We start from the raw sequence: 24,445 nt of genomic DNA on the forward strand, positions 1-24,445 counted from the left end.
CGCCCAAATCAAAAAGCCAAGGGTCTACGCCCTTGGCTTTCCGTCACATTCAACTCAGCTATTTTTGAAACTGGTCCATCATCTCATCGAGCGTGGACGATATTTTCTCCAGCTCTTCCGACACTTTGACCACCTCTTCAGAAGCGGTGATCGCCTTGTCCGTTTCGACCGACATCTCCTCCGCGGCACCCGATTGCTCATACGCCGCTTCCTCGACGATGCGCACCATCTCGCTCATCGAGGACACGCTGGAAGCGATCATCTCAAACTCTTCGGAGATCTGCTCACCCTTCGTTCGAATCTTATCGGTCGTATCTTTGAGCTCGTTCGACTTCTCTGCCACCGCATCCGATTCATCGCGAATCTTATCGAGAATCTGCGCGATCTTCGACGTTGCAGATGCAGTCTCATCGGCAAGCGACCTGATCTCACCTGTCACCACCGCAAAGCCTCGACCTGCTTCCCCAGCGCGCGCCGATTCGATCGCAGCGTTGAGCGCCAGCAGATTGGTCTGCTGCGAAATGTTGACGATGATGTCGATGATCTGCGCGATGTTTTTCGTCTCCGCCTGCAGATTTTTGACCTTTTCCGCATTTTCGTTGGCGGTGAGAAACGCACCTTGGGTCACATCCATGATCTCGCGCACTCTGGTCGTTCCTTCGCCGACTGAGCGCTTCACTTCTACGTTTTTCTCCGACAGCGAAGAGGAATAGGCGCTGACCTGCTGAGCGAGCCCGGCGACGTTTTGAATCCCGACAGCCGTCTCCTGCAAAGCTGCCGAAGCGTGTGTGGAGGAGCTCGCGACCGTTTTCGCTTCCTTCAGCACCTCTTCCGCTGTCAGCTGCAGCTTTTTCGACAGGCTGCGCATCTTGTCTGTCGCCACCGACAGCTCTTCGTTGCGCACCGAGATATCTCTGATCAACTCTTCTGTCTTTTCCTGCTCTGCATGGAGCAGGCTGCGCTGCGTAAACTCTTTGCGCAGCTCATTCTCCTGCATGTAACAGGTGAACATGCCCGCCAGATTGGTCGAAGCGATGAAGAACAGATCGGTCACCAGCTGCATGTTCGACTCCATCGTCATGATCGCCACAACCAGATAGGCGGCGAAAATCATCCAAGCGAGCACGCTCGCATAGACGAAGCGCAAACGAGACATCGTGTAGATAAAAATGAGCAACATCATCATGCCATAATAGAGATAGGATGCCTGTGGTGCCAAGTACATCATATAGACCAGACTTAATCCGGAGACGGCCGGGAAGAGCAGCAGCAGCGGCTGCATCATGCGCTCAAAAGATTTCGTGTAGGAGAGCGCAAACGCCAGCAATGTTAGCGGAATCGTCAAGGCAAAGCGAAGGAACCAAAACTGGCTTTTCACCTCTGGTACGAGCCATACGTCCAGTACGGCAAAGATGAGCGACAAGCCTAGACCCATCAACAAACCCATGCGTGCCAGATTGATCGACTTGAGAAAAAAGTCGTGCTGGAACGCGATCTCTTGTACTCTTCGTTCGTTCGTCACTTTTCCACCCCTATAAAAGGTTTCAATCCATACTAATTATAGGCTTTTTTTAACTCCATTTCCATAGAAAAAACCGAGGTGAAATCACCTCGGCTTTGCTTATGCCAGCTTCCGTTGCAAAGCTCTGCGCTGTGCGAGCGCGTAGCCGTAGTAGATCAGTCCGATCCCGATCGAGTTGGCGATCGGAAGCATCTGCGGCAGATCGAAGCGGGTGATCGTGCCGCCCATCGCGATGATCAAAGCACCGATCCCGATCCACAGCCCCGACTTCGAGCGGCGGACGACCGCGGTGAACAACGCCCCACCGATCAGCGCCAAACTGCCCGGAATGGTCAAGATCGGCGAAAATACGCGAACGTCGCTCGGCAATGCGGCGCCACCGATCTCGCCTTGCGCGCCTTCCAACACGGCCAGATCGACTGGCACGGTCAGCGCTTTGAACAGCATCACCAGCGTGACGCCGATGACAAAAACCAAAAATACATTAGCCCATCTTGGTTTCAGCGTAAAATACAGCTGTCCAGCTCCCAAAAAGGCGACCAGCGACGCGGCAGCAACATACCACAGACGATAGACAGTCTCATCCCACCCGAAGAGATAGGACCACGCGCTGCCAAACGCGCTGACGCAGTATAGGAAGAAACCGATCAGCCACACGAGTTGATTCATCTTGCGCTTCGCGACCCACTCCTGCAGGATCTGCACGGCGAAGAAGCCGGCGAGCAAGGTCGCAAACGTCCATAATACCAGATTCATTTCATAAGCCTCTTTTCTAGGAGATCTTCAGCGAAACTACACCCATCACGACGAGAATCCCGCATACAGAAACCATCATGAACGCCCGGTATGGCAAGGTAGCCTGCGAGACCTCCGTCCCTTCTGCAGCCGTGAGACGCTTCTTTAAGCGGCTGCCAACCCAAGTGAGTGCGATCGTGGAAAACAGCACCACCGTCCCGCCCCACTGCTCCATGAACGTGAGCCAAAACGGTTTCATGTCGCGTTCGATCCCCATCTGAACGATCATGATCGCACCGGAGATCAGCACGAGCAACGCGCTTGGATGAAGCAGTCGATTCGCAAGTTTAAGATAGGTTGAAACCTGCGCCTTCACTGCCTCGCCAGCGCTCTGCTTGATCGAAACCAACAAGAAGCTCAACATGACCAAGCCGCCAAACCACAGCGCCAAGCTGGTCAAATGCAAAAAGAGCAACCAATCTTGCATATGATTCCCCCCGATTTCATGCGAGTATCCGACACTAGTGTCGGATTGATTATCACATAGCGCTCGCTTTCAGTCAAGATCACTTTCATGTCTTTGAATCCCTTGATAGAGCAGGTCGAAGATCAGCTCGCTCCATCGCTCTTCCGGCAGGTTTTCGACGTTGGGCAGCAGAATCGAATGAAACACCATCGAAGCGAGCAAGGAAGTCGGTGCATCTTGACGCACGCTTCCCTGTTCTTTCGCCTTTTCGAACGCGTTCGTCAAGAGCTCCATCAAGCGATGATGATCTTTCGCGAGCTGTTCGAGCGCCTCTGCGATCCGCTCAGAACGGGCGCTCGCCTTTTTCAATGCGGGCATCGACTGGACGAGTTGGTGAATCTGCGAGTAGGTGTGGAACGTGCGAACCATCCCTTTGATCTGGGAGCACGCATCCTCGCATTGCGACAGCTGCTCGCACTCGACCATCATCTTTTCCATCACATCTGTCATACAGGCCACGATCAGCTCTTCTTTGGAGGAAAAGTGGTCGTACAACGTGCTACGACCGACACCGATGCGCAGAGCGAGCGCAGAGAAGCTGAACCCATCGTACCCTTTTTCTCGCAGGAGTGACTCTGTCGCTTTCATCAGATCGCTCCGCTCTACTTTTTTCCTGACCAATCGCGTCCCCTTCTTTCTTTACTGGTGTTGCATCGAGCGCTTGCACAGCATTCCTTTGATCGCAAAATAGTCAACCTCTGGCGGCAGCGCTTCTTTGAGCGGCTTGAGCGTCTCGGCGCCGAGCTGATCGATCGCCTCCGCGATCAAACGCTCCTGCTCCGGCGGCACGATCCGCTCCCACTCGACCTCTTTCCCTTCCGATATGGCCCGAATGATATGGTCTTGGACGGTGATCAGCTTCAGTTCGCGCTCCGCTGCCACCTCCGCCACAGTCAATCCCTGTGCGAACAGTTCATACGAGCGAAGGTGGCTGGGCACCTCTTCCTCCCGCGTTGAAGCCTGCTCGATCGGCTGTCGCTTCGGCAAACTTCCCCGCTCGCTGGCATACGCCTGCAACAGCGCTAAAAAAGGAGCTCCGTAGCGAGCCATCTTGCCCTCGCCGATCCCTTTGACCTTCAGCATCTCGCGCTCATCTGTCGGGCACTGTTCGCTCATCTCCCGCAGCGTGCTGTCGGGGAAGATGATGTAGGGAGGAACCTTTTCCCGCTGCGAGATCTCTTTGCGCAGCTCGCGCAGGCGCTCGAACAGATCGCTGTCGATCGGAGCTCGTTCGCTGCGCACTCTGACCTTTTGCAACACGTTCGCCTGGCCTTTCAACACCTGCAGTGCCTTTCCAGCCAACCGCACCACCGGATATTGCCCGTCGCTAAGCACAAGATATCCTTCTGCGATCAACACGTGGATCAGGTCGCCGATCTCCTTCTCTTTGTACGATTTCATCAGCCCATAGGTCGGCAGCTGGTCAAATCCGAACTGCAACACCTTTTTGTTCGCCGACCCTTTTAACACCTGCGCGACGAGCGTGACGCCAAAGCGCTCCTTCATCCGATAGATGCAGGAAAAGATCTTTTGCGCGTCCACGGTGATATCCTTCACTTCGCTGTCATCCTGACAATTCGAACAGACGCCGCACGGCACCTTCGGCGATTCGTCAAAATACTCGACGATATAATTGCGCAAGCAGCGCGTGGTATGGCAGAAATCGACCATGAGCTGCAACTTTTTATATTCGGACGCCTTTCGTTCAACGGCGGCCGTCCCTTGCTCGATCAGAAACTTTTGCAGTTGCACATCTTGCGGATGATACAGCAGCACGCATTCGCTCTGCTCGCCATCGCGTCCTGCCCGTCCGGCCTCCTGATAGTACGACTCCATGTTCTTCGGCAAATTGACGTGGAGCACAAATCGAACGTTCGATTTATCGATCCCCATGCCAAATGCGTTGGTGGCGACCATGATGCGAATATCATCATACAAGAACTGCTCCTGGTACGTCGATTTCTCCTCATCGCTCAGCCCGGCATGATACTTTCCGACCGCAAAGCCGCGAGCGCTCAGCTCCTGATGCAGCGCATCCACCTCTTTGCGAGTGCCCGCATAGATGATGCCCGCCTGCTCGCGATGCTGTTCGAGGTAGTGCAGAACATAGTCGCGTTTGTTTTCGCCGCGCAAGATCGCAAACTTCAGGTTCTCGCGGTCAAACCCGGTCACGAATGTCTGGGTCGGATCGATCTGGAGCAGACGAACGATGTCCTGCGTGACCTCGCCTGTTGCGGTGGCGGTAAACGCGGTGAGCAGCGGGCGCTCAGGCAGTGCTTTTAACACGCTGGGGATGGCGAGGTAGCTTGGACGAAAATCATGTCCCCATTGGGAGATGCAGTGCGCTTCGTCGATGGCGATCATCGAGATCGGCAACGTTTGCAGCTGGGAGCGGAATCGATCCGAATCGAGTCGCTCCGGGGCGATGTAGATCAGCTTGTACGCGCCAAGCTTGGCCGCTTCCATCCGCTCTTCCGCCTCCGATTGCGTGAGCGACGAATTGATGGCGCAAGCGGAGATCCCGATGCTTTGCAGAGCGTCCACCTGATCTTTCATCAGGGAGATCAGCGGAGAGATCACGACGGTAACGCCGGGCAGGAGCAGGGCGGGGATCTGATAGCAGATCGACTTCCCCCCGCCGGTCGGCATGATTCCCAACACATCATGACCGCTCAAGATGCTGGTGATGATCCGTTCCTGTCCTTCGCGAAACGAATCGTACCCGTAGTATTTCTTGAGCAGTTGTAGGGCTTGTTCGAACACGGACAACACCTCGCTTCCCTTTATCCTACCATAAAAAAAGCATCAAAGACGGTCGAGTGTCTTTGATGCTCTCCATAGATTTTCCCCGATCGAACCGCTCGTCAGCGCCCGAACGACAACCAGCTTTCCACCGTCCGCTTAAACAGCGTCCACATGCTCGCCTTGCCCACATCCAGCCCGGCGACGAGGTCCGCTTTGGCGATCTCTTGCTCATCCTTTTTAATGACGACAGATCCTACGATCTGCCCCTTTTGGATCGGAGCTTTGACTTCGTTTAAGCGAATCTCCTGACGGTAGGCGGTCTGCTTCTCTCCTTTTTTCATCAGCACCCCGACCGTATCGGTCGTGATGATCGGAAGATAGGGGACGCCGCCTTTGTCGATGCGAACTTGCTGGACGACCTGACCTGGCTTATACAGCACTTCCGACTTGTAATTGGCGAACGCATAATCGATCATCTGTGAGATTTCTGCGTTCCGAACAGGGGAGGTCGGCGCCCCCATCGCGACTGCGATCACGCGAAAACCGTTTCGTTTGGCCGTCGCGGAGAGACAGTATTTCGCCTCTGCCGTATACCCGGTCTTCAGCCCGTCCATCCCGTTGTAAAAGCGCACCAATTTGTTGGTGTTGACGAGCCAGAAAGGTTTCTCGCTCGATTTGCGCAGATGATCTTGGTAGACCCCCGTGTATTTTGTCACCTCTTCATGCTTCAACAGCTCGCGCGACATCAGCGCGACATCATGTGCGGACGTGAAATGGTTCTCGACCGGAAGCCCGTTCACATTGCGAAAGCTCGTGTTTTTACATCCGAGCTGTGCGGCCCGCTCATTCATCATTTGCACAAAGTTCTCTTCCGATCCGGCCAGATGTTCTGCCACCGCGACGGCCGCATCGTTGCCAGAGGCGAGCGCGATGCCTTTAAACATCTCGTCGAGCGTCATCTCCTCGCCCACTTCTAAAAAGATTTGTGAGCCGCCCATGCTCGCCGCGTTTTCGCTGGTTCTGATTCGATCACTCCATTTTACCTTGCCGTTTCCCACCGCTTCTAAGATCAAAAGCATCGTCATCACTTTGGTCACCGATGCTGGTGGAAGCTTCTGATGCGCGTTTTTTTCAAACAAGACGGTGCCTGTCGCCTGATCCATCAGCACAGCCGAAGTGGATTGCTTCGCGAGATTCACTTGTGCGGCCTGTTGCTTCTGCTTCGTTTCGGCCGCTGAGGCAACGCCTGTAAATGACGCGAACATAAGTGCCGTAGCACAGAGCAGGGCTGTCCATCTCCGTCCCAAACCTCTTGTGAGAGACATCGCAAATCCTCCCTTAAACTCATTTCGGTATACAAAAAGCATTTGTAGCATGCTTCCAGAGTGGGAGTTTTATTCCATGAAAAAACCCCTCAGATGAGGGGCTTTGATCAGTGTTGGGAATCATGTCGTTCGCGATATTCTTCCTTGTTCAGTCCCGAATCCGCTCGATAGTGATCACGGTATTCATAGGTTCCACACATCGTTCCCTTGTTCGTCCCGACCACATCGTTTCCGTTCGAGGTCACCTCGATCTGCTGCGCGGAACATGCGGTTTCTTTGTTGTATACGCATTCTTCCACCTGGCATTTTACACCTTCTGGCATTCCACTCACCCCCTATGGAGCTTATTCTTGCCAGAAGAAATCACACATATTCTGCCTTTGGTTGGAGAGGATCAGCAAAATCGCTCAACGCCCGATCGGCTGACCACTCCGTAGACCAGCGCAGGAGCCTGCTGCGCATGATCGGTCAGCACATAGGCTGCTTGCAAGCGCGCGATCACCTCGGAAAGCTTGCGCTCATCGCTGACGTGCAAAGTTGCGATCGGCTCTCCTGCCGCCACCTGATCGCCGATCTTCTTGTGCAGGACGATGCCGACAGCCAGGTCGATCTCCGACTCTTTCGTCTCACGCCCCGCGCCGAGCAGCATCGCACAGGTGCCCACCTCTTCTGCATGGATGCTCGCCACATAGCCTGAGCGATCCAGCACCACAGGCACATGGCGCTTCGCTTGCGGCAACAAGGACGGATCATCCACCACAGCCGGGTTCCCGCCTTGCGCTTCGAGAAAACGTCTGAACGTTTCCAGCGCTTTGCCGCTTTCGAGCGAGTCTTTCAACATCTGTTTCGCCGCCGCTGCATCTGCCGCATGACCGGTCGCAACCAGCATGTATGAGCCGAGCAACAAGCACAGCTCGGTTAGATCGGCCGGCCCTTCTAGGCGCAGCGTGTCGATCGCCTCTTTCACTTCTAGCGCGTTGCCGATCGCCAAGCCGAGCGGCTGATCCATGCTGGAGATCACCCCGATCGTGTTGCGACCGATGTTCGTGCCGATGTCGACCATCGCTTTCGCCAGATCGAAGGAGCCTTCGAGCGTCTTCATGAACGCCCCATCGCCCGTCTTCACATCGAGCACGATCGAGTCGGCGCCAGACGCGATCTTCTTGGACATGATCGAAGAGGCGATCAGTGGGATCGAATCGACCGTCGCTGTGACGTCGCGCAGCGCATAGAGCTTCTTGTCGGCTGGCGCGATCGTTCCGGTCTGCCCGATCAGAGCACAACCGTAGCGATTGACATGATCGACAAATTGGGATTCTGACAGCTCGATCGAGAAGCCGGGAATCGCTTCCAGCTTATCGATCGTTCCGCCCGTGTGCCCTAAGCCTCGCCCCGACAGCTTCGCGACCGGCACGCCGACCGATGCGACGAGCGGCAACAAGACGAGCGTCGTCGTGTCGCCTACGCCGCCGGTCGAGTGCTTGTCAACTTTGTTCCCTGCGATCTCCGACAGATCGATCTGATCGCCCGATTGCGCCATCGAAAGCGTCAGTTCGGCCGTCTCCTCCGGGCTCATCCCGCGGAAATAGATCGCCATCGCCAGCGCCGACATCTGATAGTCGGGAATCGTACCTTCTGTAAACCCTTTGACAACGTAGGCGATCTCCTGTTTGCTCAAGCTCTCCCCGTCGCGTTTTTTGTGAATGATGTCATACATTCTCATCGTCGGCAACCTCTCTATCTCTGAGTCTGCTTCCTGCCCTGCTACTGCGGTTCGCTCAACCTTTGACGATCTCGCGCAGGAAGCTTTCCCCGAGACCGGTGCTCTTCAGACCAAAATTTTCTGCAAGCGTCGCTCCGATGTCTGCAAACGTCTTGCGAGTGCCGAGGTCGGCCCCCCCGCGCACACGCTTCCCGTATACCACCAGCGGAACATATTCGCGGCTGTGGTCGGTGCCAGGCGTGGTCGGATCGCATCCATGATCGGCTGTCATAATCAGCAGGTCGCCTTCGCCCATCTTGTTCAATATCTCCGGCAGGCGAGCATCGAACTGCTCGATCGACTTGGCGAACCCTTGCGGATCATTGCGATGTCCGTACAAGGCGTCAAAATCGACCAGGTTGGTGAAGATCAACCCTTTTTCCACCCGCTCCATCTGCTCAAGCGTCTTGTCGACGCCGTCCATGTTGCCATTGGTCGACGCTTTGCCGTTTACGCCAGAACCACCGTAAATGTCGTAGATCTTGCCAACGCCGATCACAGACAGCCCCTGCTCATCCATCTCGTTCAGCACGGTGCGACCGAAGTCGCGCGAATAGTCGTGGCGGTTGGCTGTGCGCGCAAACTCGCCTGGCTTGCCGATGAACGGACGGGCGATCACGCGTCCTACCGCATGCTCGCCAATCAGCAGTTCGCGGGCGATCTCGCACATCTTGTACAGCTCTTCCAGCCCGATCACCTCTTCATGCGCGGCGATCTGAAAGACGGAGTCGGCCGAGGTGTAGATGATCGGAGAGCCGGTCTTCATATGCTCCTCACCGAGATCTTTGATGATCTCCGTCCCAGACGCCGGGTAGTTGCCCAGCGTCTTTCTGCCGATGCGACGCTCAAATTCGTCCATCAGCGAACGAGGAAAACCGTCCGGATAGGTCGGGAGCGGACGATCCAGCTTGATCCCCATCATCTCCCAATGGCCGTTGGTCGTATCTTTGCCTGCCGACAGCTCAGCCATCTTGCCATACGCCCCGATCGCATTCACATCTGCGCTCACACCTGTGATCGGATGAATTTTGCCAAGTCCGAGCGATTCCAAGTGCGGAATGTTCAGCCCGCCGACAGCCTTTGCGATGTTGGCGATCGTGTTCGATCCTTGATCGCCATATGCTGAAGCATCATACATCTCCCCAATGCCACAGCTATCCAATACGATACATACAACGCGTTCAAACGCCATGTCGAATTACCTCCAAGATATGCTGATACTTACATTTAGATTATGTAGTTCCTGTCTTGTCCATTAATGTACCTCATAGGACGGATGTCTGACAACCATATAGTTGTCAAAACCGCCCAATCTGACGAGGGTCGTTCTCCCCTGCTCTGACGATTTCAAATGCTGTTCACCGTCGTATTCGCCGCCAAAAGCGGGCTGGCAAAATAGGAAACCCCTCACCACGGCGTGAGGGGTTGCTCAAGCATTTCGATCACCGCATCACGCACGCGGATGCGCTTTCGCATAGACCTCTTTCAACCTCGATTTGGTGAGGTGCGTGTAGATCTGGGTCGTCGAGATGTCCGCATGACCGAGCATCTCTTGCACGGCGCGCAGATCCGCCCCGTTCTCTAACAGATGGGTCGCAAAGGAATGGCGAAGCGTATGCGGCGTAATCTCTTTCTCAATTTGTGCAGATTGCGCATATTTTTTGATGATCTTCCAAAACCCTTGTCGAGACAATCGTTGTCCATGATGATTTAAAAACAGCGACTCTTCCGCCTGATCGCGCAACAGCTTACCACGGCTGTTGAGCAGGTAGTCGCTGACCGTCGTGAGCGCCACCGAACCGAGTGGAATGATCCGCTCCTTCGAACCTTTGCCAAAACATTTGAGAAAGCCCATGTTGAGGTTCACATCGGAGAGGTTCAGCGAGACCAGTTCAGAAACGCGAATCCCTGTCGCATAGAGCAGTTCAAGCATCGCTTTATCCCTGCCGCCAGCGACAGTTCCCGTATCTGGACCTTCCAGCAGCGACTCCACCTCTTTGACCGAGAGCACTTTGGGCAATCGCTTCTCGATCTTCGGCGACTCTAAGTTGGCCGTCGGGTCGACATCGATCAAACTATCGCGCAACAGAAAGCTATAGAAAGCGCGCAAAGAGGCTAGGTTGCGAGAGATCGTCGTCGTTGCACGTCCCTTGCGCTGTAGCTCCGCCAAAAAACCGATGATGTTCGCACGTCGAGTCTGGTTGAGATCTGTGACCCCACTTCGCTCCAAAAAACTCACATACCCGATCAAGTCGCGCTGATAGGACTCAAGCGTGTTCAGCGCAAGTCCCCGTTCGACTGCTAGATAATGGATAAATCGCTCGATCAGCCTGTCCATGAAAAAACTCCTTTTGTCCATGCTTGACCCAAATAAAGTTCGGCAAAATGGCTCGTTCTCCTGCCGAACGACAAAAGTTATGTAAAGAAATCTATTCCCCAATTTCATAAAACTGACTCAGTCTGTCAAACCATTCCTGATAGGATCGCTCTGGCAGCACTTCTTCGTATCGAGCGTCCACCTTCACCGCATCCCCGCCGACCGGCTCCTTATACTTGTTGGTCGGCTGAATCATCTCTTGCACGATCATCAGCACTTTGAAGCAGATGAAGCTAAAGATGACCGTAAAGATGACCATGCGAAAAAAGCGCGACAGCTGACGAACTGAGATGATCATCCTGATCCCCCTCCTCAAAAAGCTCTCAGCATAGCTTATGGACGAGGAATCAAAAAAAGAAGGGGGACTCCCCCTTCTTTTCACTGCGCTCCGGTTACGCGGTCACCGCGCCCAGATCGGTATATTCATAGCCAAGTGCATTCGCTACCGCTTCGTATGTCACTTTGCCATTTACGACGTTCACGCCTTTTGCCAAGGCTGCATCGTCGCGCACCGCTTGCAACCAACCTTTGTTCGCAAGCGATACCGCATAGTTCAAGGTGACGTTGGTCAGCGCCAGCGTAGAAGTGCGTGCCACAGCGCCTGGCATGTTCGCCACTGCGTAGTGAACGACACCATGCTTGATATAGGTCGGCTCCGAGTGAGTGGTCACTCGGTCGCTCGTCTCGATCGAACCGCCTTGGTCGATCGCCACGTCGACGATGACAGAGCCTGGGGACATTTGCTTCACCATGTACTCTTTGACCAGCTTCGGAGCGCGAGCGCCCGGGATGAGCACAGAGCCCACGAGCAGGTCCGCTTGGCGAACCATCATTTCGATATTGAACGAGTTGGACATCAACGTGCGAACACGGCCGCTGAAGATGTCATCCAACTGACGCAGACGGTTGGCGTTGTTGTCGATGATCGTCACGTTTGCACCCAGTCCGAGCGCCATCTTCGCAGCGTTCGTACCGACGATACCACCGCCGATGATCACGACGTTGCCCGGCAGTACGCCTGGAACGCCGCCGAGCAGAATCCCTTTGCCGCCCCAAGGCTTTTCGAGGAACTGCGCGCCGATCTGCACCGACATGCGGCCTGCCACTTCGGACATCGGAGTGAGCAACGGCAGGGAGCGATCCGGCATTTGGATCGTCTCGTACGCGATCGCGACGACGCCTTTTTCGATCAGAGCTTTGGTCAGCTCCGGCTCCGGTGCGAGGTGGAGGTAGGTGAAGAGGATCAGCCCTTCGCGGAAATATCCATACTCCTCTGCAAGCGGCTCTTTCACTTTCATGATCATGTCAGACGTGCTCCACACCTCTGCTGCGGTTTCCAGAATGACCGCACCCGCCGTTTGGAAGTCTTCATTGGTGAATCCGCTTCCAAGCCCAGCATTCGTTTCGATGAACACGTTGTGTCCATTGTGACGGAGCGCTTCCACGCCCGCCGGAGTGATGGCAACACGGTTCTCATTGTTCTTAATTTCCTTCGGAATTCCAACGTTCATAACTATGTAGGCCTCCTTCATTGGTGCGAGAATAGCTCGTCCCAACAAAACTTCCTATGCAATAAATATGCCAAGTCAAATCGACTTGGAAACTTGTCCACTCTCTTACCGTTTCTAGTTTGACAACAAATGAATAAAAGTATCCATACCCTGCAAAAAATTACACACTGTGCAATGATTTGCAGGCAACGATTCGCACATCACTGGTCGTCACGACAGTTTTCACAATAGCCAAGGAAGCTGACGCGATGGTCGACAATCTTAAACTTGTGGTCGCGCTCAACGCGCGCTTCGAGGTCGTCGAGCATATCTTCGATCTCTGAAAGCGATCCGCATTTTAAGCAGATGAGGTGATGATGATGATGTGGATGATCGTCCGTTCGGAATTCATAGCGCGCGACACCGTCGCCAAAGTTGAGCTTCTCGATGATCTTCAGGTCGCACAGCAGATCTAAAGTTCGATACACCGTCGCCAAACCGATGTCGGGCGATTTCTGCTTGACCAGCATAAAGATCTCTTCTGCGCTCAAGTGGCTTTCCTCATTTTCCAGAAGCACACGAAGAGTCGCCTCTCGCTGAGGGGTCAGTTTAAATTGCTCCGCATGGAGTTGTTTTTTGATTTGTTCAAGCCTCTCTTGCATCTCCTGCCCCCCTAAGCGGTTGTTGTCTAAATCCTTCCTTATTATATTCAACGGTTTTAGACGTGTCAAACTTTTGCCAGACTGACAAGTCTGTCATCTTCAGGACAGCGCTTGGCCAGATTTTTAATCGTCCTTTTTACCGCTTTTTGCACCAGCGGATGCGGGTCGTCGATTCGCCCGCTCAAGATCTCATAGGCGACATCTGGGTGAGCGCTCCCGCTCGCACCGCAAAACGACATCACCGCATTCCATCGCACCGGCCAAGGCTCGTCCGTTGCCCATCGCTTCAGCTTCGACAGCGTCTCCTGCGGATAGACGCGCAGCAGACCATCGCCGATGCAGAAGGGCCCGAGGTTTTTCCGCACATATTCGTGCTCTTCCGGCAACAGACGCTCCGTCAACGCCAAGAGTGAATCGACGCTCCCCGCGATCCTTTTTTGCGCCGTCTGCTTGATCGCAAGGGCGATCTGCCGCTTGACCGACTCGTGAGGATGCATCGTCAGCTCCTCGATCATCGGCAGATGTCGCGGCCATTCGCTAACGAGCAGGGCGGTGAATGCGGGCGCCGCCCATTCGCGCACTTCCCAATCGTCGTCGATGGTGAGCGCGAGCACCAGCTCAGTCAAGCTCAGGTCGTCAGGCCACAGCTCCTGCAGCAGAGCGCAGGCGATCTGCTTGGCCATCGGGGAATGCATGGCGGCGAGCACGAACGCTCGCTCAGTCAGCACCTGCCGATCGCCTGCATCGCGCATCGCTTCGGTTGCCAGCATCTTTTCAGCCATGCTCGCGCCCGGCTTGCCGTGGTGAGTCCCTCTGTTGAGCCACTCGATCAGCTCCTGCCATTCGCCCGCTCGGGCAAGGCGTACAATCGTTTCCTCTCGCTCGGACAGCACGCTTTTTTTCCGCAAGAAAACCGCTCCCTTCTCTTGACACGTCTATTATAGACGATCAAGATCGAAAGCGGTTCCGTTTTCCAGTCGGTGCGAGTTAGAATTTTTGAAAGGACAGCTTCTGCATCAGCTTCAGCATCTGCTCGAACGAGTCAGGTTGCACCGGGTCATCGAACGAGAGCTTGTTGCGGCCGATATGACCGCACTTTTGACAGCGGTGAACCACCATGTGCCCTTTCTTTTTATGCTCTTCAAAGTCGATCGGCACGAGCAGTCCACCACAGTCTGCCGCCCGATCTCCCGGGTTGATGTCCAGATGCAGCGAATGAAAGCAGTGCGGGCAGTGATTGCGGCAGGAGCCCTGCGCAAGCGGCTCGACCTGCAACCCGCAATGAATGCATTCAAATCGTTCATTGATCACAGTAAATTTTCGACTCATCAGGTATGGTACGCTCCTTGCTTCCTACACGTGCGGTACGATCATGCGCATCAAAGAGGGTGACAGATAGCCTTCTACAAAGGCGGCCAGCACCATCACGAGCGCAGTCGCCGCCACAAGACCTGTGTACGAGAGAAATTTTCGATAGAGCAACGTCCCTGTGCCGCCGCGCTGCTGATTGGAGAACCTGCTCCTGACCAGCATCAGCGAAAACGAGATGCCCGCAACGCCGCAGAGGATCAGCGCCGGCACGTAGATCAGATTTTGCGGCAGGATCGCCGCCATCGAGAACAGGAACCCCTGCCCTTTAAACTGCGCTACGATCACGCCGACCGAGAATCCGACGACAAAACCTTTGATGAAAATATAGATGACGATCACCGGCAATCCAATGATGGAAAGCCCTAAGATCCAGAGCAGGCCGACCGTCTTTAAAAACGAGGCGGCCGAATGCCAGGTGATCTCCGATGAAGAAGTGCCCGTCTGATCTAAGGAGATCGCGTTAAAAAATCCTTTTAATGATTCGTTGAGCGCATTGGCTTGATCCTCTGCCAGCGCGCCGACGACGATCGCGCCAAACAGTGCGCCGATCATAAACAGGACGCTCGTAAAGACAAACAGACTCATGTGATCTCGCACATACAAGGACGATGCTCGTCTCATTCTTCCGAACACGGCTGTCCCCTCCTTCTCCGACATATCTGATGCTACAGTCTATGCCGGAGAACAGGAGACTATGAATCTCCCTCAGGAGAGAATTTTTCCGTAGATTCCGCCGCCGCCCGTCTCGATCGGCAGCTGCCCGATCCGGGCGAGCGCAATATCGTGCGCGATCTTTGCCCCTACGACCTCGCGCAGCTGCTCTTCGGTCGCCACATGCAGCACGTTCATCTCCGTGCCAAAATGGTCGAGCAATCGATCGAGCGTTCGCTTGCCGACTTTCGGGATGAATTCGAGCGGAATTTGATAATGATAGGGAGCGCGGTGCGCCGGGTGCACGGGCTCTTGGCGATCGGCGATCGATCTGATGCGATCAAACACCCCGCGCACAATCTTGTTCCCCCCGCAGGCCGGACAGTGCAGATGGTGGGTGGTGGCGGTATCGATCACTTGCTCACAGGCGAGACAAAAGGTGCGGTGATATTTGCCCAGCGAGGGCTGTAGCCCATAGTTTGCGACGACACACCGTCCCTCTTGGCGCAAAAGCGCTTTTTTCACCTCAGCAAAGGTCGGCTCCGCAAGCCGCACCCGGTTGTACTCACGACCGATCTTCGGCAGCGAATGGGCATCCGAGTTGGAGATAAACGTCACTTCTTGAAGCTCGGAGAGCAGATCGGCCATGTCCGCATCTGCAGACAGTCCGAGCTCCAAGGCGGTCAGATCTTTGAGCTCCACCATCTCCGACACGCGTGGCACACAGTTGCCGAGCACTCCTTTATGCGGTGTGAACGCATGATTGATCACAAAGATCCCCGCGAGCTCCACACATTTTGCTTGCAGTTCAAACGATGTGCAGCGGGCTCGCTGTGAAGAGAGCACCGGATTGGTCACCCGTTGGGTCAGCCAGTTGGAAAACTCGCGCATCGCGCTCAGATCTGGCATCCAGACGCCAAAATGAGCGGCACCACCAGCAGGGCCTGCCGTCTCCACCTCAGCTCCCAGCAACAGGGTGGTCTTGCCCTGGAAGTCATACCCTCCGCCTGGCAGCTCGGTCAGCACGCCAAGACGTACCTGCTCTTCGATCTCCGCAAGCACCGGCGGTGAAACAGCATCGATGATCCCGATGATCTCGATGCCTTTTCGTTCGGCAGCTTCGCGGATGATTTCATAAAAGGTCAGATTTTTGGCTGCTGTGATCTTGACGGGGCGACCGTCTCGCGTGCGTCCGATGTGAATGTGCAAGTCTAAGTAAAAGTCGCGAAGCATCGCCTGTGACACACTACGCCTTTCCTTGCAGGGCTCGCTCACGCAGCCACCAGTAGACGCAGGTCAACGTCTTCGCATCGTAGATCTCCCCGTCGACGATCATCTGCAGCGCTTGATCTGCCGTCACTTCGAACACATCGATAAACTCATCTTCATCCAAGTTCTGCTGCTTCAAGGTGAGCCCGGTCGCCACATAGGCGTGCATCAGCTCATCCGCAAATCCTGGCGACGTATAAAAGGATGCGAGATGCTTCCACTCGCTCGCGACATATCCGGTCTCCTCCTCCAACTCTCGCTTGGCAGACTCTAACGGATTCTCCCCGCGCTCCAACTTGCCGGCCGGCGTCTCGACCAGCACGCGCTCTGTCGCCTTGCGAAACTGTTTGACGAGCAGGATCGTGTCCTTTTCTGTCAAGGCGAGCACCGTCACCGCACCCGGATGCAGGACCACTTCTCGCTGAGCTTCTTTGCCGTTGGGCAATTGGACCGTGTGCAAGGTGAGATCGATGATCTTGCCCTCATAGATCGTCTTGGACGATACGGTCTTTTCAATCAAATGTTCATTCGACAACGCGCTCTCCCCCTCAGGTGGTATAACCTGTCCCACGAAAGAATAGACTGGGAACAACCGAAGCCAGTCTAGGAGGGACAAACCGAATGGTAAAAACCTACATGACGAACAACAGGTTGCGCTTGGTCGGAAAAGCATGGGAGATTCGAGCTGTTCTGCGCACGTTTGCGGGCACGAGCAGCACGACCCTCCATCAGTTCTTATCTGCCAACAACGCATCTGTCGAAGACCGCGCGGAGTGATGCCGAGGCGGTCTTTTGATTTGACGGAACGCCCATTCGGCCGCAGCGCCCGCCGCCAAAAAAAAGGCGGGATCTTCTTCGAGCGTGCGCCCCATCGTCTTCAATGGTACTTGAAAAGAGGTTGTTGCGTCCAGTATCGACCTGCCGCTCACTCCGACGAACCGATGTTTCTGATGCAGGTTGGCCGCTGTGAGCTGTGCGAAGATCTGTCCGTTCTGCTCCGCTTCCAAGTCGGGCAGCGGCACGACGGCAGATGCTAACGCCACCTGCCCGAGCGCGGTCAGCGTGTGATGCGACAGTCCGCGGTGGCGCGGGCGCGGGTCGGCGAACGACAGCCGCGGCACGACGATCGGGCTTCCCCCAAGCGTGTGAACCGCATTGACCGCCTGTCCAACCTCGATCCCCGTATGGCCAAACTTGCTCCCCGTCCCGACGATTCCAGGTCCCATCGCCACGACGATGCAATCTGCTCGCATCGCGTGGCGGGCGGCAAGCAGACCGGAGTACAGGTTGACCGCCTCCAGATCCCCTCCATAGGCGTGACCGACGGTGACGGTACCATGCAGAAGCCCCTGTCCCTGCAGAGCGGACACCGTCTTCGAAAAGGCGAGCGGCAGGGCTGCACCGTCTGTCATCACATAGCTGATCCGGCAGCGAGGGTCGCCCGCCTGTGCGAACAGATGCTGCAAAGTCATCACCACCGCGGGCAACATCGAATGCAGTTCACAGATCACCACCTGAGCGCCTTCCAGCGTCTCCCGGCCGTGAAGCAATCCGTGCAGAGGATGATCCTGCTCTTCCACCGCGTGCACCGCTCGTTGAAGCGGCGTGTAGCGCAATTTCATGATGTGGCCAGCCGATCGGGCCACAGCTAGAAGCGCGTCGTCTTGCTCGGCATGGCGAAGCGGTACGACGACAAAGTGCACCCCGCCTGAGCCGAGTCCCAGCCTGACTGCGGTCGTGTTCAGCAGCACCTCATCGCCCTCGCGCAAAGGGTGGTGCACCCCCGACTCCTCAAACGCCAGCTCCTGCTTGCCGTTCACCTCGACGATCAGCTCTCGACCGCTCGCCGTCGCCTGAAGAACGGTGCGCACGATCCCTCGCTCCACATGCCGCTTCATCGAGATTTCACCTCTGTGCGCTCTGCCGCCGTCTGAATGATGCCGATCACCAAGCGAGTTGCATCGATCAGATCTTTCACCTTCAGGCTCTCTTCCACCGTATGGTCTTTTGTAGCGCCCACGCCCAGATTGACTGCCGGAATGCCTTTTGCATTCAGATTGTTCGTGTCGCTTCCGCCGCCGCGGGGCGCGAGCTTCGGTTCAAGGCCCGCTTTTCGCACCCCTTCCATCGCCAGCCGCACCACCTCGTCCGCTTCGGTCAGATTGAAGCCAAGATAGATCTTCTCCTCCTCAAAATCCATCCGGGCACTCCACTTCTCAACGGCGAGGTCGAAGGCGGTGCGGATCTTGGCGATCTGCTCGTTCAGCTTTTGATCGTTCCGACTTCTGACCTCCCCGTTGATCTCACAGCGGTCACAGACGATATTGGTGCGCTCTCCCCCTTTGATGATGCCGATGTTGCTCGTCGTCTCCTCGTCGATGCGCCCAAACGTCAGGTTGGCGAGCGCGTCTGCTGCGACGGAGATCGCGTTTAGCCCATCCTCAGGATTGACACCGCTGTGCGCCGCTTTGCCAAAGATGCGCACCGTAAAATCGACTTCGGTGGGAGCTTGCGTGATGATCGTGTCCGGGGGACCTCCCGAGTCCATGACGAACGCATACTGCGATCTAATATTTTTTTCTTCCAAATAGAGCGATCCAAAGAGACCTGTCTCCTCCGCGATCGTAAACACAAACTGCAGATCGCCATGTGGCACATCGTTTTCTTGCAGATACCGAATCGCTTCCAAGATGGCGCAGATGCCGGAGCGGTCATCCGCGCCGAGGATTGTCTTGCCGTCCGTTTTGATCACGCCATCCTGCTCGATCGGTCGAATGCCTTTGTTCGGGACGACCGTGTCCATGTGCGCGGTGAACATCAGAGCGGGCACGCCCTCCTGATTGCCCTTCATGAAAGCGATCAGATTGCCCGTCTTCGGCGCTTGTCCCAACGTTTTCACCGTCTCCTGATTCAGCCGGTGCAGCGCCCTCTGCCCCGCATCGTCTTCGAACGCCTCCAGACCATATTCTTGCAACGCTTTAAGCAAATAGTCGGCCACCGGGCGCTCCTGATGGGAAGGCGCATTGATCTTCACCAGTTCCAAAAAGCGCTTGACCACCTGTTGTTCGTTCAGTTGCACCAACATCACCCCTTTGCCATTGCTCAACATTTCCTTTCAGCACCTAGTATGACCTGATTGTGGCAAGGCTAAGCGAGCGTCCGGCACGAAGAAAAGCGGTAGGAAAGAACAGCTTGCACCCGCGACGGAGACAGGCTGTTCTTTCCTACCGCTCTGTTTACAAATCGTTTCAACGCAACACCCACCATTGCCAGATCAGTTCGCCCCAGATCTGCAAAGCGGACAACAAGATCACCCCGATCATGACGAGGCGCAACAGGCGAACGTTCATCTTCTGCCCAACTTTCGCACCGATCCACGAACCGACTAGGCTGGCGATCACGAGCAAGAACGAAAGCGCGTAGAGCGTATGACCTGCGCTCACCTTGCCGATCACACCTCCGATGCTCGATAAAAATACGATCGTCAGCGAACAGGAGATCGCCGTGCGCGTGGGCAGTTTTAATACATTGATCATCAGCGGGATCAACAGGAACGAACCTCCCGCGCCCACAATACCCGATAGAATGCCGACAACTGATGACAGCAGGATCGCGCGCGATCGATCGATCACCGCTCCTGCTCCGATCTCATCTGATAGTTCCCCCCGCTGTCCGCCAACCATGATCACCACCGCTGCCAACGCCATCGTGCCATAGAGCAGATGGATCACCACACCGTCGATCATGCCCGACAAGAAGCCTCCAACCAAGCTACCGAAAAGCATACCTCCCCCGATGATCAGCACCACCTGACGCGAAAACCACGGCGAACGGCGGTACATCAGCATCCCGATTCCGGAGGATGCAAACACTTGAAACATCGTCGCAGACGAGATTTCGATCGGCGACATCGCATAGGCACCAAACAGAGGAGGGACAAAGTAGAGGAGCGGATAGGTCAGGATCGCACCGCCGACTCCGAGCATGCCGGAGAAGAAGGAACCGATCAAGCCGATCAGCACGTATACTACCACATCTACACCTGTCACTCCCGAATCTCCTTTCCAGACCCAAACGTACACTTCTATACCTATTGTAACACAGGTGAAAAATGTCTGTACCGCTTGTTGTCACTTGTCAGACAGCAGCAAAACGATTTATAATACCAAGTATAATGATTGGGATTTGGTGATAAAAATGAACGCTTGGCAACGTTTTTGGAAGCCGCTCACCGGCCGCTGCCCCTATTGCAGCGAAAAGTTGATCTCAACACTTTCACAGACCGGTTTTAGCAGCCGCTATCGGGTGTGTCCGAACCACCATTATGTGGAGGAGACGGTACCTGCCGCCGATACGGTGCTCATCTACCAGCAAGATGGTGCTGCGATCGACCATCCGGTTTTTGCGATGATCGAAATGGACGAACCAAACGCATAGACGATCGATCGGGAGACCGTTTGTGGTGTCCCGTCTTTCGCTTGAACAGCTCGACCTGTCGCTCGTCGACAGCGCGTCAAGCAAAAAATAGCACCTGTCATCCGACAGGTGCTACTTCAGGTTGAGTCTACTCTTCAAAATTGAAACGTTTGACCGCCTTGTTCAGCTCGTCTGCGAGCATCGCCAGTTCGTTCATCGAATCGGACAGCGTCGCAAGCGTCGCGCTCTGCTCCTCGACAGATGCAGCAACCTCTTCGCTAGAGGCTGCCGTCTGCTCCGCGACGGCGGCGATCGATTGGAACTCTCCTTCAACCCCGACCGCTTCTTCTGTCGCTTCATCGGTCAGACGGTGCACCTGGCTGATCTCGCTCGTCACGACGGTCAATCCAGAGCTGACAAGCCCAAACGCGTGCTCCGCCTCTTCAACCGCCGCGCTTCCTGCCGATACGGCAGTCAGCCCCTGCTGCATCCCTTCGATGCTCTCGTCCACCTGATCGCGCATCTCACGAATCAAGGTCACGATCTCCTCTGCCGCTTTTCCCGACTGTTCTGCCAGCTTGCGCACCTCGTCGGCGACCACCGCAAACCCTCTGCCCTGCTCACCAGCGCGCGCCGCCTCGATCGCAGCATTCAATGCCAACAGGTTGGTTTGGCCGGCGATGCCAGCGATCAGATCGACGATATGACCGACCCGTTGCGACTGTTTTCCTAAGCGGTTCATCGTCTCCGCCGTCTGCACGACCTGTTGATGAATCGAATTCATCTCGGTGCGCGTCTTGTCCATCGTGCGGCGACCGACAAGCACAGCCTCGTCCACCTCTTCTGCCCGCTGGCTGAGCTCAGATGCCCGCTTCTGGATCTGCTCCAGAGAGCGAATCGCCGTGCTGAGCCGATCGTTCGCACGCTGCAAGGAATCGTTTTGGGAGTCGCTGCCGACCGCCACCGCGTCGATCGCCTGTGTCACTTGCTCGGCCGCGACCGAAGTTTCCTGCGCGCCGCGCGACAGTGTTTCGGTCAGGTCTGCTACTTTGCCTGCCGTCTCTTTCGCCATCGCTAGTAAGTCTGATACGCTTAAGATCATCGTATTATAATGTTCATATAACATCTTGAGTTCGCCCGAAGCTTTGACCGGCTTCGCTTTGGTCAGTTGACCTCCCGACGCTCGTTTCAGACCGTCCATCACCGAGGTGATCGGTCGCATGATCGAGCGAGTGGTCCAGATCGCGATCAGCACACAGACTACCATCACCAAGATCCAGATCAGGAGTTGATAAAATTGACTTTCCTCTTCTGCAGCGACGAGCGTTTCTCTCGATTCAGCGATGCGCAAAACGCCAAGCGTCTTCGCATTGTCAAAATCGGTGAGGGGGATATAAAGAAAGCTATAAGGCACCCCGTTCAATTCCCCTTCGCTGCTATAGCTCTGCTTCTGTTCGATCACCGCATCGAGCAATGTTGGATCGGAGAGCGTGCTCTGCTCCCCAGGAATCGTCGAAACGAGCAGCGTTTTCTTGTCGGCGTTGAAAACTCCGACCTCTCCACCATCCATTCTCTTCAGTCGATCGACAAACTGTTGATCGGTGATCATGCCGATCGTGACAGTTCCGACGACTTTGCCCCCCTGCTTGACCGGAGACACTCCGCGCAGAGCAAGACCGGTCACCCCTTCTGCGACAAAGGATAGAGATTCGCCACGAGTGAGCACAGACATGATCGCCGAATCGCCGCGCTTGCTGTCCCCATACGTTTCAGGTTGGTGTCCCCGATATGCGACCATTCCGTCTTGATCGACAACTTCAAATAGTGTGACATCTCTCATCTTGAGAGCGGCATACACCGTGTCGACCACCTCTGCGATCTTCTTTCGATCCTTTTGGCTCAACGCCTCGATCAAGTCCTGATCCAAGGTCGCTTGCTCTGCCAACATGAGCGCTGTGTTCTTCTCAGATTCGATCACTTCGACCGCCGTCTCTTTTGCTGATTTCTCAGCCGACTTTTGCAGAGTTTCCAGCGAATGTGACGAGAAGAAGCTATTGATGCTGCCCATAATAAACATTGGAATCAGTGCCATTCCTAGCAGCAGGCAAAACATTTTGGTTCTCAATTTCAAGGTTTTCATCCTTCCTCAAGAGGTATAAGCATATAATTTGACGAGCCACACCGATTAACCTCTTTAAAGAAAAAAAAGACCAACTTTCAAGTGAAAGTGGTCTCGAAATTACATAAATTATAATAACTCTAAACTGCTTGGGTTACAGCCACGAACAGCTTCGCAGCCGTTTCCAGATCGTCAAGCATGATAAACTCTTCGATCGTGTGGATCTTTTGGTAGCCGATCGCCAGGTTGACCGTCGGAATGCCTTGCCCGTTGAGCACGTTCGCATCGGAACCGCCGCCCGAAGACATCGTGCTCGGTTCGATCCCGAGCATCTTGATCGCTTTAAATGCTGTCTGGACAACTTCTGAGCTCTCTTCGTGACGCAGGTTATGATACAGCTTGTTGACGGTAACTTCAGCTGTGGTATTGTTCTCTTTTGCTGCCGATTCAAACGCATCTTTCATATGCGCGATCTGCACATCGAGCTCTTCCGGGTCGAGCGAGCGCGCTTCCGCGTGGATCTCGACGCGATCGCAGACAACATTTGTCGCCTCGCCGCCGTGGAAGGTGCCGATGTTCGCCGTCGTGTTTTCATTGATGCGACCGAGCTTCATCCGCGAGATCGCAGCAGATGCGACCTTGATCGCCGAGATGCCCGCTTCCGGGTTCACGCCAGCATGGGCCAGCTTGCCGTTGATCACCACATCGAGACGAGCTTGGGAAGGAGATTTGGTCACCACTTTGCCGATCGGACCGTTCGAATCGAACGCAAACCCCATGTCGACCGGTGGGAGCTTGCTCCAATCCGCATGGCGAGATCCGAGCAGACCGGTCTCTTCGGAGACGCTCAAGAAGAGCACGATGTTGCCGTGATTCAAATTCTGCTCTTTCAGCACGCGCACCATCTCCAAGATGCCCGCGATCCCCGCCTTGTCATCCGCACCGAGGATGGTGGTGCCGTCGGAGGTGATGCGATCTGCCAACAGCTGTGGCTTGATGCCTTTGCCAGGTGCGACCGTATCGAGATGGCAAGTGAAGAGGATCGTCTTTTTCGAAGGGTCGCCCTTGATCGTGCAGATCAGGTTGCCCGCATTGCCATCGATCTTCTCACCCGCGTTGTCCTCAACCACTTCAACGCCGTACGCTTTGAGCTTGTTGGTGACCGCATCGGCCATGTTTCGCTCATCGCGGGACAGCGAGTCGATTTGTACCAATTCGAGAAATTCGTTGATCAGTCGTTCGCGATTCACTTGGATCATCTGTTATTCCTTCCTTTCTGATGAAAGCTAGCATTCGGGAAGTTCTCACTGTTTATTTCGTGTCGTTGCTCCAGATAACCTGCACGCGCATGCAATGCCCCTCGTTCGGTCTGCAAGCGGCCGTTCGCAAGCGAAAACTCACGCGCAGCCTGCTTCCAAGGCGATACGTCGCGCGGCCCTCTGATAAACGTCACATCGAACTTTTCGTCAGACATA

The 24,445-nt window shown here is 55.2% G+C and carries 26 protein-coding genes; 2 read left to right on the top strand and 24 right to left on the bottom strand.

The features are described 5' to 3' along the window. Nucleotides 1-58: 58 nt before the first annotated feature. The 18 genes from ACFSOY_RS02410 to ACFSOY_RS02495 all read right to left on the bottom strand — a co-directional run bounded on the left by ACFSOY_RS02410 (nt 59) and on the right by ACFSOY_RS02495 (nt 16,970). On the bottom strand, nt 59-1,522 hold the full coding sequence (locus ACFSOY_RS02410; RefSeq protein ID WP_386043930.1) for a methyl-accepting chemotaxis protein: 1,464 nt from the start codon (nt 1,520-1,522) through the stop codon (nt 59-61). Between the two features lie 99 nt (nt 1,523-1,621). After that, a complete protein-coding gene (locus tag ACFSOY_RS02415; RefSeq protein ID WP_386043931.1) occupies nt 1,622-2,278 on the bottom strand; it encodes a hypothetical protein in 657 nt (218 codons plus the stop codon). A 16-nt stretch (nt 2,279-2,294) separates the two neighbouring features. After that, nucleotides 2,295-2,744, bottom strand: coding sequence for a hypothetical protein (locus ACFSOY_RS02420; protein WP_386043932.1), 450 nt, complete (start codon nt 2,742-2,744; stop codon nt 2,295-2,297). A gap of 69 nt (nt 2,745-2,813) precedes the next feature. Next, nucleotides 2,814-3,404: a TetR/AcrR family transcriptional regulator gene (locus tag ACFSOY_RS02425; RefSeq protein ID WP_386043933.1), complete on the bottom strand. Its 591-nt coding sequence runs from the start codon at nt 3,402-3,404 to the stop codon at nt 2,814-2,816. 18 nt (nt 3,405-3,422) lie between these two features. Next, nucleotides 3,423-5,546 carry a DNA helicase RecQ gene (gene recQ / locus ACFSOY_RS02430; protein ID WP_386043934.1) on the bottom strand — a complete coding sequence of 708 codons (2,124 nt, stop codon included), beginning with the start codon at nt 5,544-5,546 and terminating at the stop codon, nt 3,423-3,425. A gap of 101 nt (nt 5,547-5,647) precedes the next feature. Next, nucleotides 5,648-6,853 carry a D-alanyl-D-alanine carboxypeptidase family protein gene (locus ACFSOY_RS02435; protein WP_386043935.1) on the bottom strand — a complete coding sequence of 402 codons (1,206 nt, stop codon included), beginning with the start codon at nt 6,851-6,853 and terminating at the stop codon, nt 5,648-5,650. Nucleotides 6,854-6,960: 107 nt separating this feature from the next. Continuing rightward, nucleotides 6,961-7,176: a DUF1540 domain-containing protein gene (locus tag ACFSOY_RS02440; RefSeq protein ID WP_386043936.1), complete on the bottom strand. Its 216-nt coding sequence runs from the start codon at nt 7,174-7,176 to the stop codon at nt 6,961-6,963. 71 nt (nt 7,177-7,247) lie between these two features. Further along, nucleotides 7,248-8,576, bottom strand: a complete 1,329-nt coding sequence (locus tag ACFSOY_RS02445; RefSeq protein WP_386043937.1) for a pyrimidine-nucleoside phosphorylase — start codon at nt 8,574-8,576, stop codon at nt 7,248-7,250. 55 nt (nt 8,577-8,631) lie between these two features. Continuing rightward, entirely contained in the window at nt 8,632-9,807 is a 1,176-nt protein-coding gene (locus tag ACFSOY_RS02450; RefSeq protein WP_386043938.1) for a phosphopentomutase, read from the bottom strand. A gap of 258 nt (nt 9,808-10,065) precedes the next feature. Further along, nucleotides 10,066-10,953 carry a site-specific tyrosine recombinase XerD gene (gene xerD / locus ACFSOY_RS02455; RefSeq protein ID WP_386043939.1) on the bottom strand — a complete coding sequence of 296 codons (888 nt, stop codon included), beginning with the start codon at nt 10,951-10,953 and terminating at the stop codon, nt 10,066-10,068. A gap of 91 nt (nt 10,954-11,044) precedes the next feature. Then, on the bottom strand, nt 11,045-11,290 hold the full coding sequence (locus tag ACFSOY_RS02460) for a DUF4227 family protein (protein ID WP_386043940.1): 246 nt from the start codon (nt 11,288-11,290) through the stop codon (nt 11,045-11,047). A gap of 94 nt (nt 11,291-11,384) precedes the next feature. Further along, entirely contained in the window at nt 11,385-12,503 is a 1,119-nt protein-coding gene (ald, locus tag ACFSOY_RS02465) for an alanine dehydrogenase (RefSeq protein ID WP_386043941.1), read from the bottom strand. 200 nt (nt 12,504-12,703) lie between these two features. Beyond that, nucleotides 12,704-13,144, bottom strand: coding sequence for a ferric iron uptake transcriptional regulator (gene fur / locus ACFSOY_RS02470; RefSeq protein ID WP_386043942.1), 441 nt, complete (start codon nt 13,142-13,144; stop codon nt 12,704-12,706). A 65-nt stretch (nt 13,145-13,209) separates the two neighbouring features. Next, complete coding sequence (locus ACFSOY_RS02475; RefSeq protein WP_386043943.1) at nt 13,210-14,052, bottom strand: DNA alkylation repair protein; 843 nt, start codon at nt 14,050-14,052, stop codon at nt 13,210-13,212. A gap of 79 nt (nt 14,053-14,131) precedes the next feature. Next, the gene (locus ACFSOY_RS02480) at nt 14,132-14,473 is read right to left on the bottom strand and encodes an RNHCP domain-containing protein (protein ID WP_386043944.1); all 342 of its coding nucleotides are present in this window, start codon (nt 14,471-14,473) and stop codon (nt 14,132-14,134) included. Between the two features lie 24 nt (nt 14,474-14,497). Then, complete coding sequence (gene spoIIM, locus ACFSOY_RS02485) at nt 14,498-15,148, bottom strand: stage II sporulation protein M (RefSeq protein ID WP_386043945.1); 651 nt, start codon at nt 15,146-15,148, stop codon at nt 14,498-14,500. A 72-nt stretch (nt 15,149-15,220) separates the two neighbouring features. Next, on the bottom strand, nt 15,221-16,411 hold the full coding sequence (locus tag ACFSOY_RS02490) for an endonuclease Q family protein (RefSeq protein ID WP_386043946.1): 1,191 nt from the start codon (nt 16,409-16,411) through the stop codon (nt 15,221-15,223). 1 nt (nt 16,412) lies between these two features. Further along, nucleotides 16,413-16,970 (bottom strand): NUDIX domain-containing protein, encoded by a 558-nt coding sequence (locus ACFSOY_RS02495; RefSeq protein ID WP_386043947.1) that lies wholly within the window; start codon nt 16,968-16,970, stop codon nt 16,413-16,415. A gap of 86 nt (nt 16,971-17,056) precedes the next feature. Between ACFSOY_RS02495 and mciZ the strand changes: the two genes are divergently transcribed. Continuing rightward, nucleotides 17,057-17,212 carry a Z-ring formation inhibitor MciZ gene (mciZ, locus tag ACFSOY_RS02500; protein ID WP_386043948.1) on the top strand — a complete coding sequence of 52 codons (156 nt, stop codon included), beginning with the start codon at nt 17,057-17,059 and terminating at the stop codon, nt 17,210-17,212. Here mciZ and ACFSOY_RS02505 read toward each other — a convergent pair. The 3 genes from ACFSOY_RS02505 to ACFSOY_RS02515 all read right to left on the bottom strand — a co-directional run bounded on the left by ACFSOY_RS02505 (nt 17,164) and on the right by ACFSOY_RS02515 (nt 20,484). Then, on the bottom strand, nt 17,164-18,333 hold the full coding sequence (locus tag ACFSOY_RS02505) for a DUF3866 family protein (protein WP_386043949.1): 1,170 nt from the start codon (nt 18,331-18,333) through the stop codon (nt 17,164-17,166). The genes mciZ and ACFSOY_RS02505 overlap by 49 nt on opposite strands. Then, nucleotides 18,330-19,544, bottom strand: coding sequence for a M20/M25/M40 family metallo-hydrolase (locus ACFSOY_RS02510; protein ID WP_386043950.1), 1,215 nt, complete (start codon nt 19,542-19,544; stop codon nt 18,330-18,332). The genes ACFSOY_RS02505 and ACFSOY_RS02510 overlap by 4 nt, the downstream gene beginning before the upstream one ends. A gap of 139 nt (nt 19,545-19,683) precedes the next feature. Further along, nucleotides 19,684-20,484 (bottom strand): sulfite exporter TauE/SafE family protein, encoded by an 801-nt coding sequence (locus ACFSOY_RS02515; RefSeq protein ID WP_386043951.1) that lies wholly within the window; start codon nt 20,482-20,484, stop codon nt 19,684-19,686. A gap of 148 nt (nt 20,485-20,632) precedes the next feature. Between ACFSOY_RS02515 and ACFSOY_RS02520 the strand changes: the two genes are divergently transcribed. Continuing rightward, nucleotides 20,633-20,872, top strand: coding sequence for a hypothetical protein (locus tag ACFSOY_RS02520; protein WP_386043952.1), 240 nt, complete (start codon nt 20,633-20,635; stop codon nt 20,870-20,872). A gap of 127 nt (nt 20,873-20,999) precedes the next feature. Here ACFSOY_RS02520 and ACFSOY_RS02525 read toward each other — a convergent pair whose 3' ends face one another. The 3 genes from ACFSOY_RS02525 to ACFSOY_RS02535 form a co-directional block, all read right to left on the bottom strand. Further along, nucleotides 21,000-22,928 carry a methyl-accepting chemotaxis protein gene (locus tag ACFSOY_RS02525; protein WP_386043953.1) on the bottom strand — a complete coding sequence of 643 codons (1,929 nt, stop codon included), beginning with the start codon at nt 22,926-22,928 and terminating at the stop codon, nt 21,000-21,002. A gap of 182 nt (nt 22,929-23,110) precedes the next feature. Continuing rightward, nucleotides 23,111-24,229 (bottom strand): M20/M25/M40 family metallo-hydrolase, encoded by a 1,119-nt coding sequence (locus ACFSOY_RS02530; protein WP_386043954.1) that lies wholly within the window; start codon nt 24,227-24,229, stop codon nt 23,111-23,113. Beyond that, on the bottom strand, nt 24,226-24,444 hold the full coding sequence (locus ACFSOY_RS02535; protein ID WP_386043955.1) for a hypothetical protein: 219 nt from the start codon (nt 24,442-24,444) through the stop codon (nt 24,226-24,228). The genes ACFSOY_RS02530 and ACFSOY_RS02535 overlap by 4 nt, the downstream gene beginning before the upstream one ends. Between the last annotated feature and the right edge of the window lies 1 nt (nt 24,445).

It is taken from the genome of Tumebacillus lipolyticus (assembly GCF_042682745.1).
Classification (GTDB): domain Bacteria; phylum Bacillota; class Bacilli; order Tumebacillales; family Tumebacillaceae; genus Tumebacillus_A; species Tumebacillus_A lipolyticus.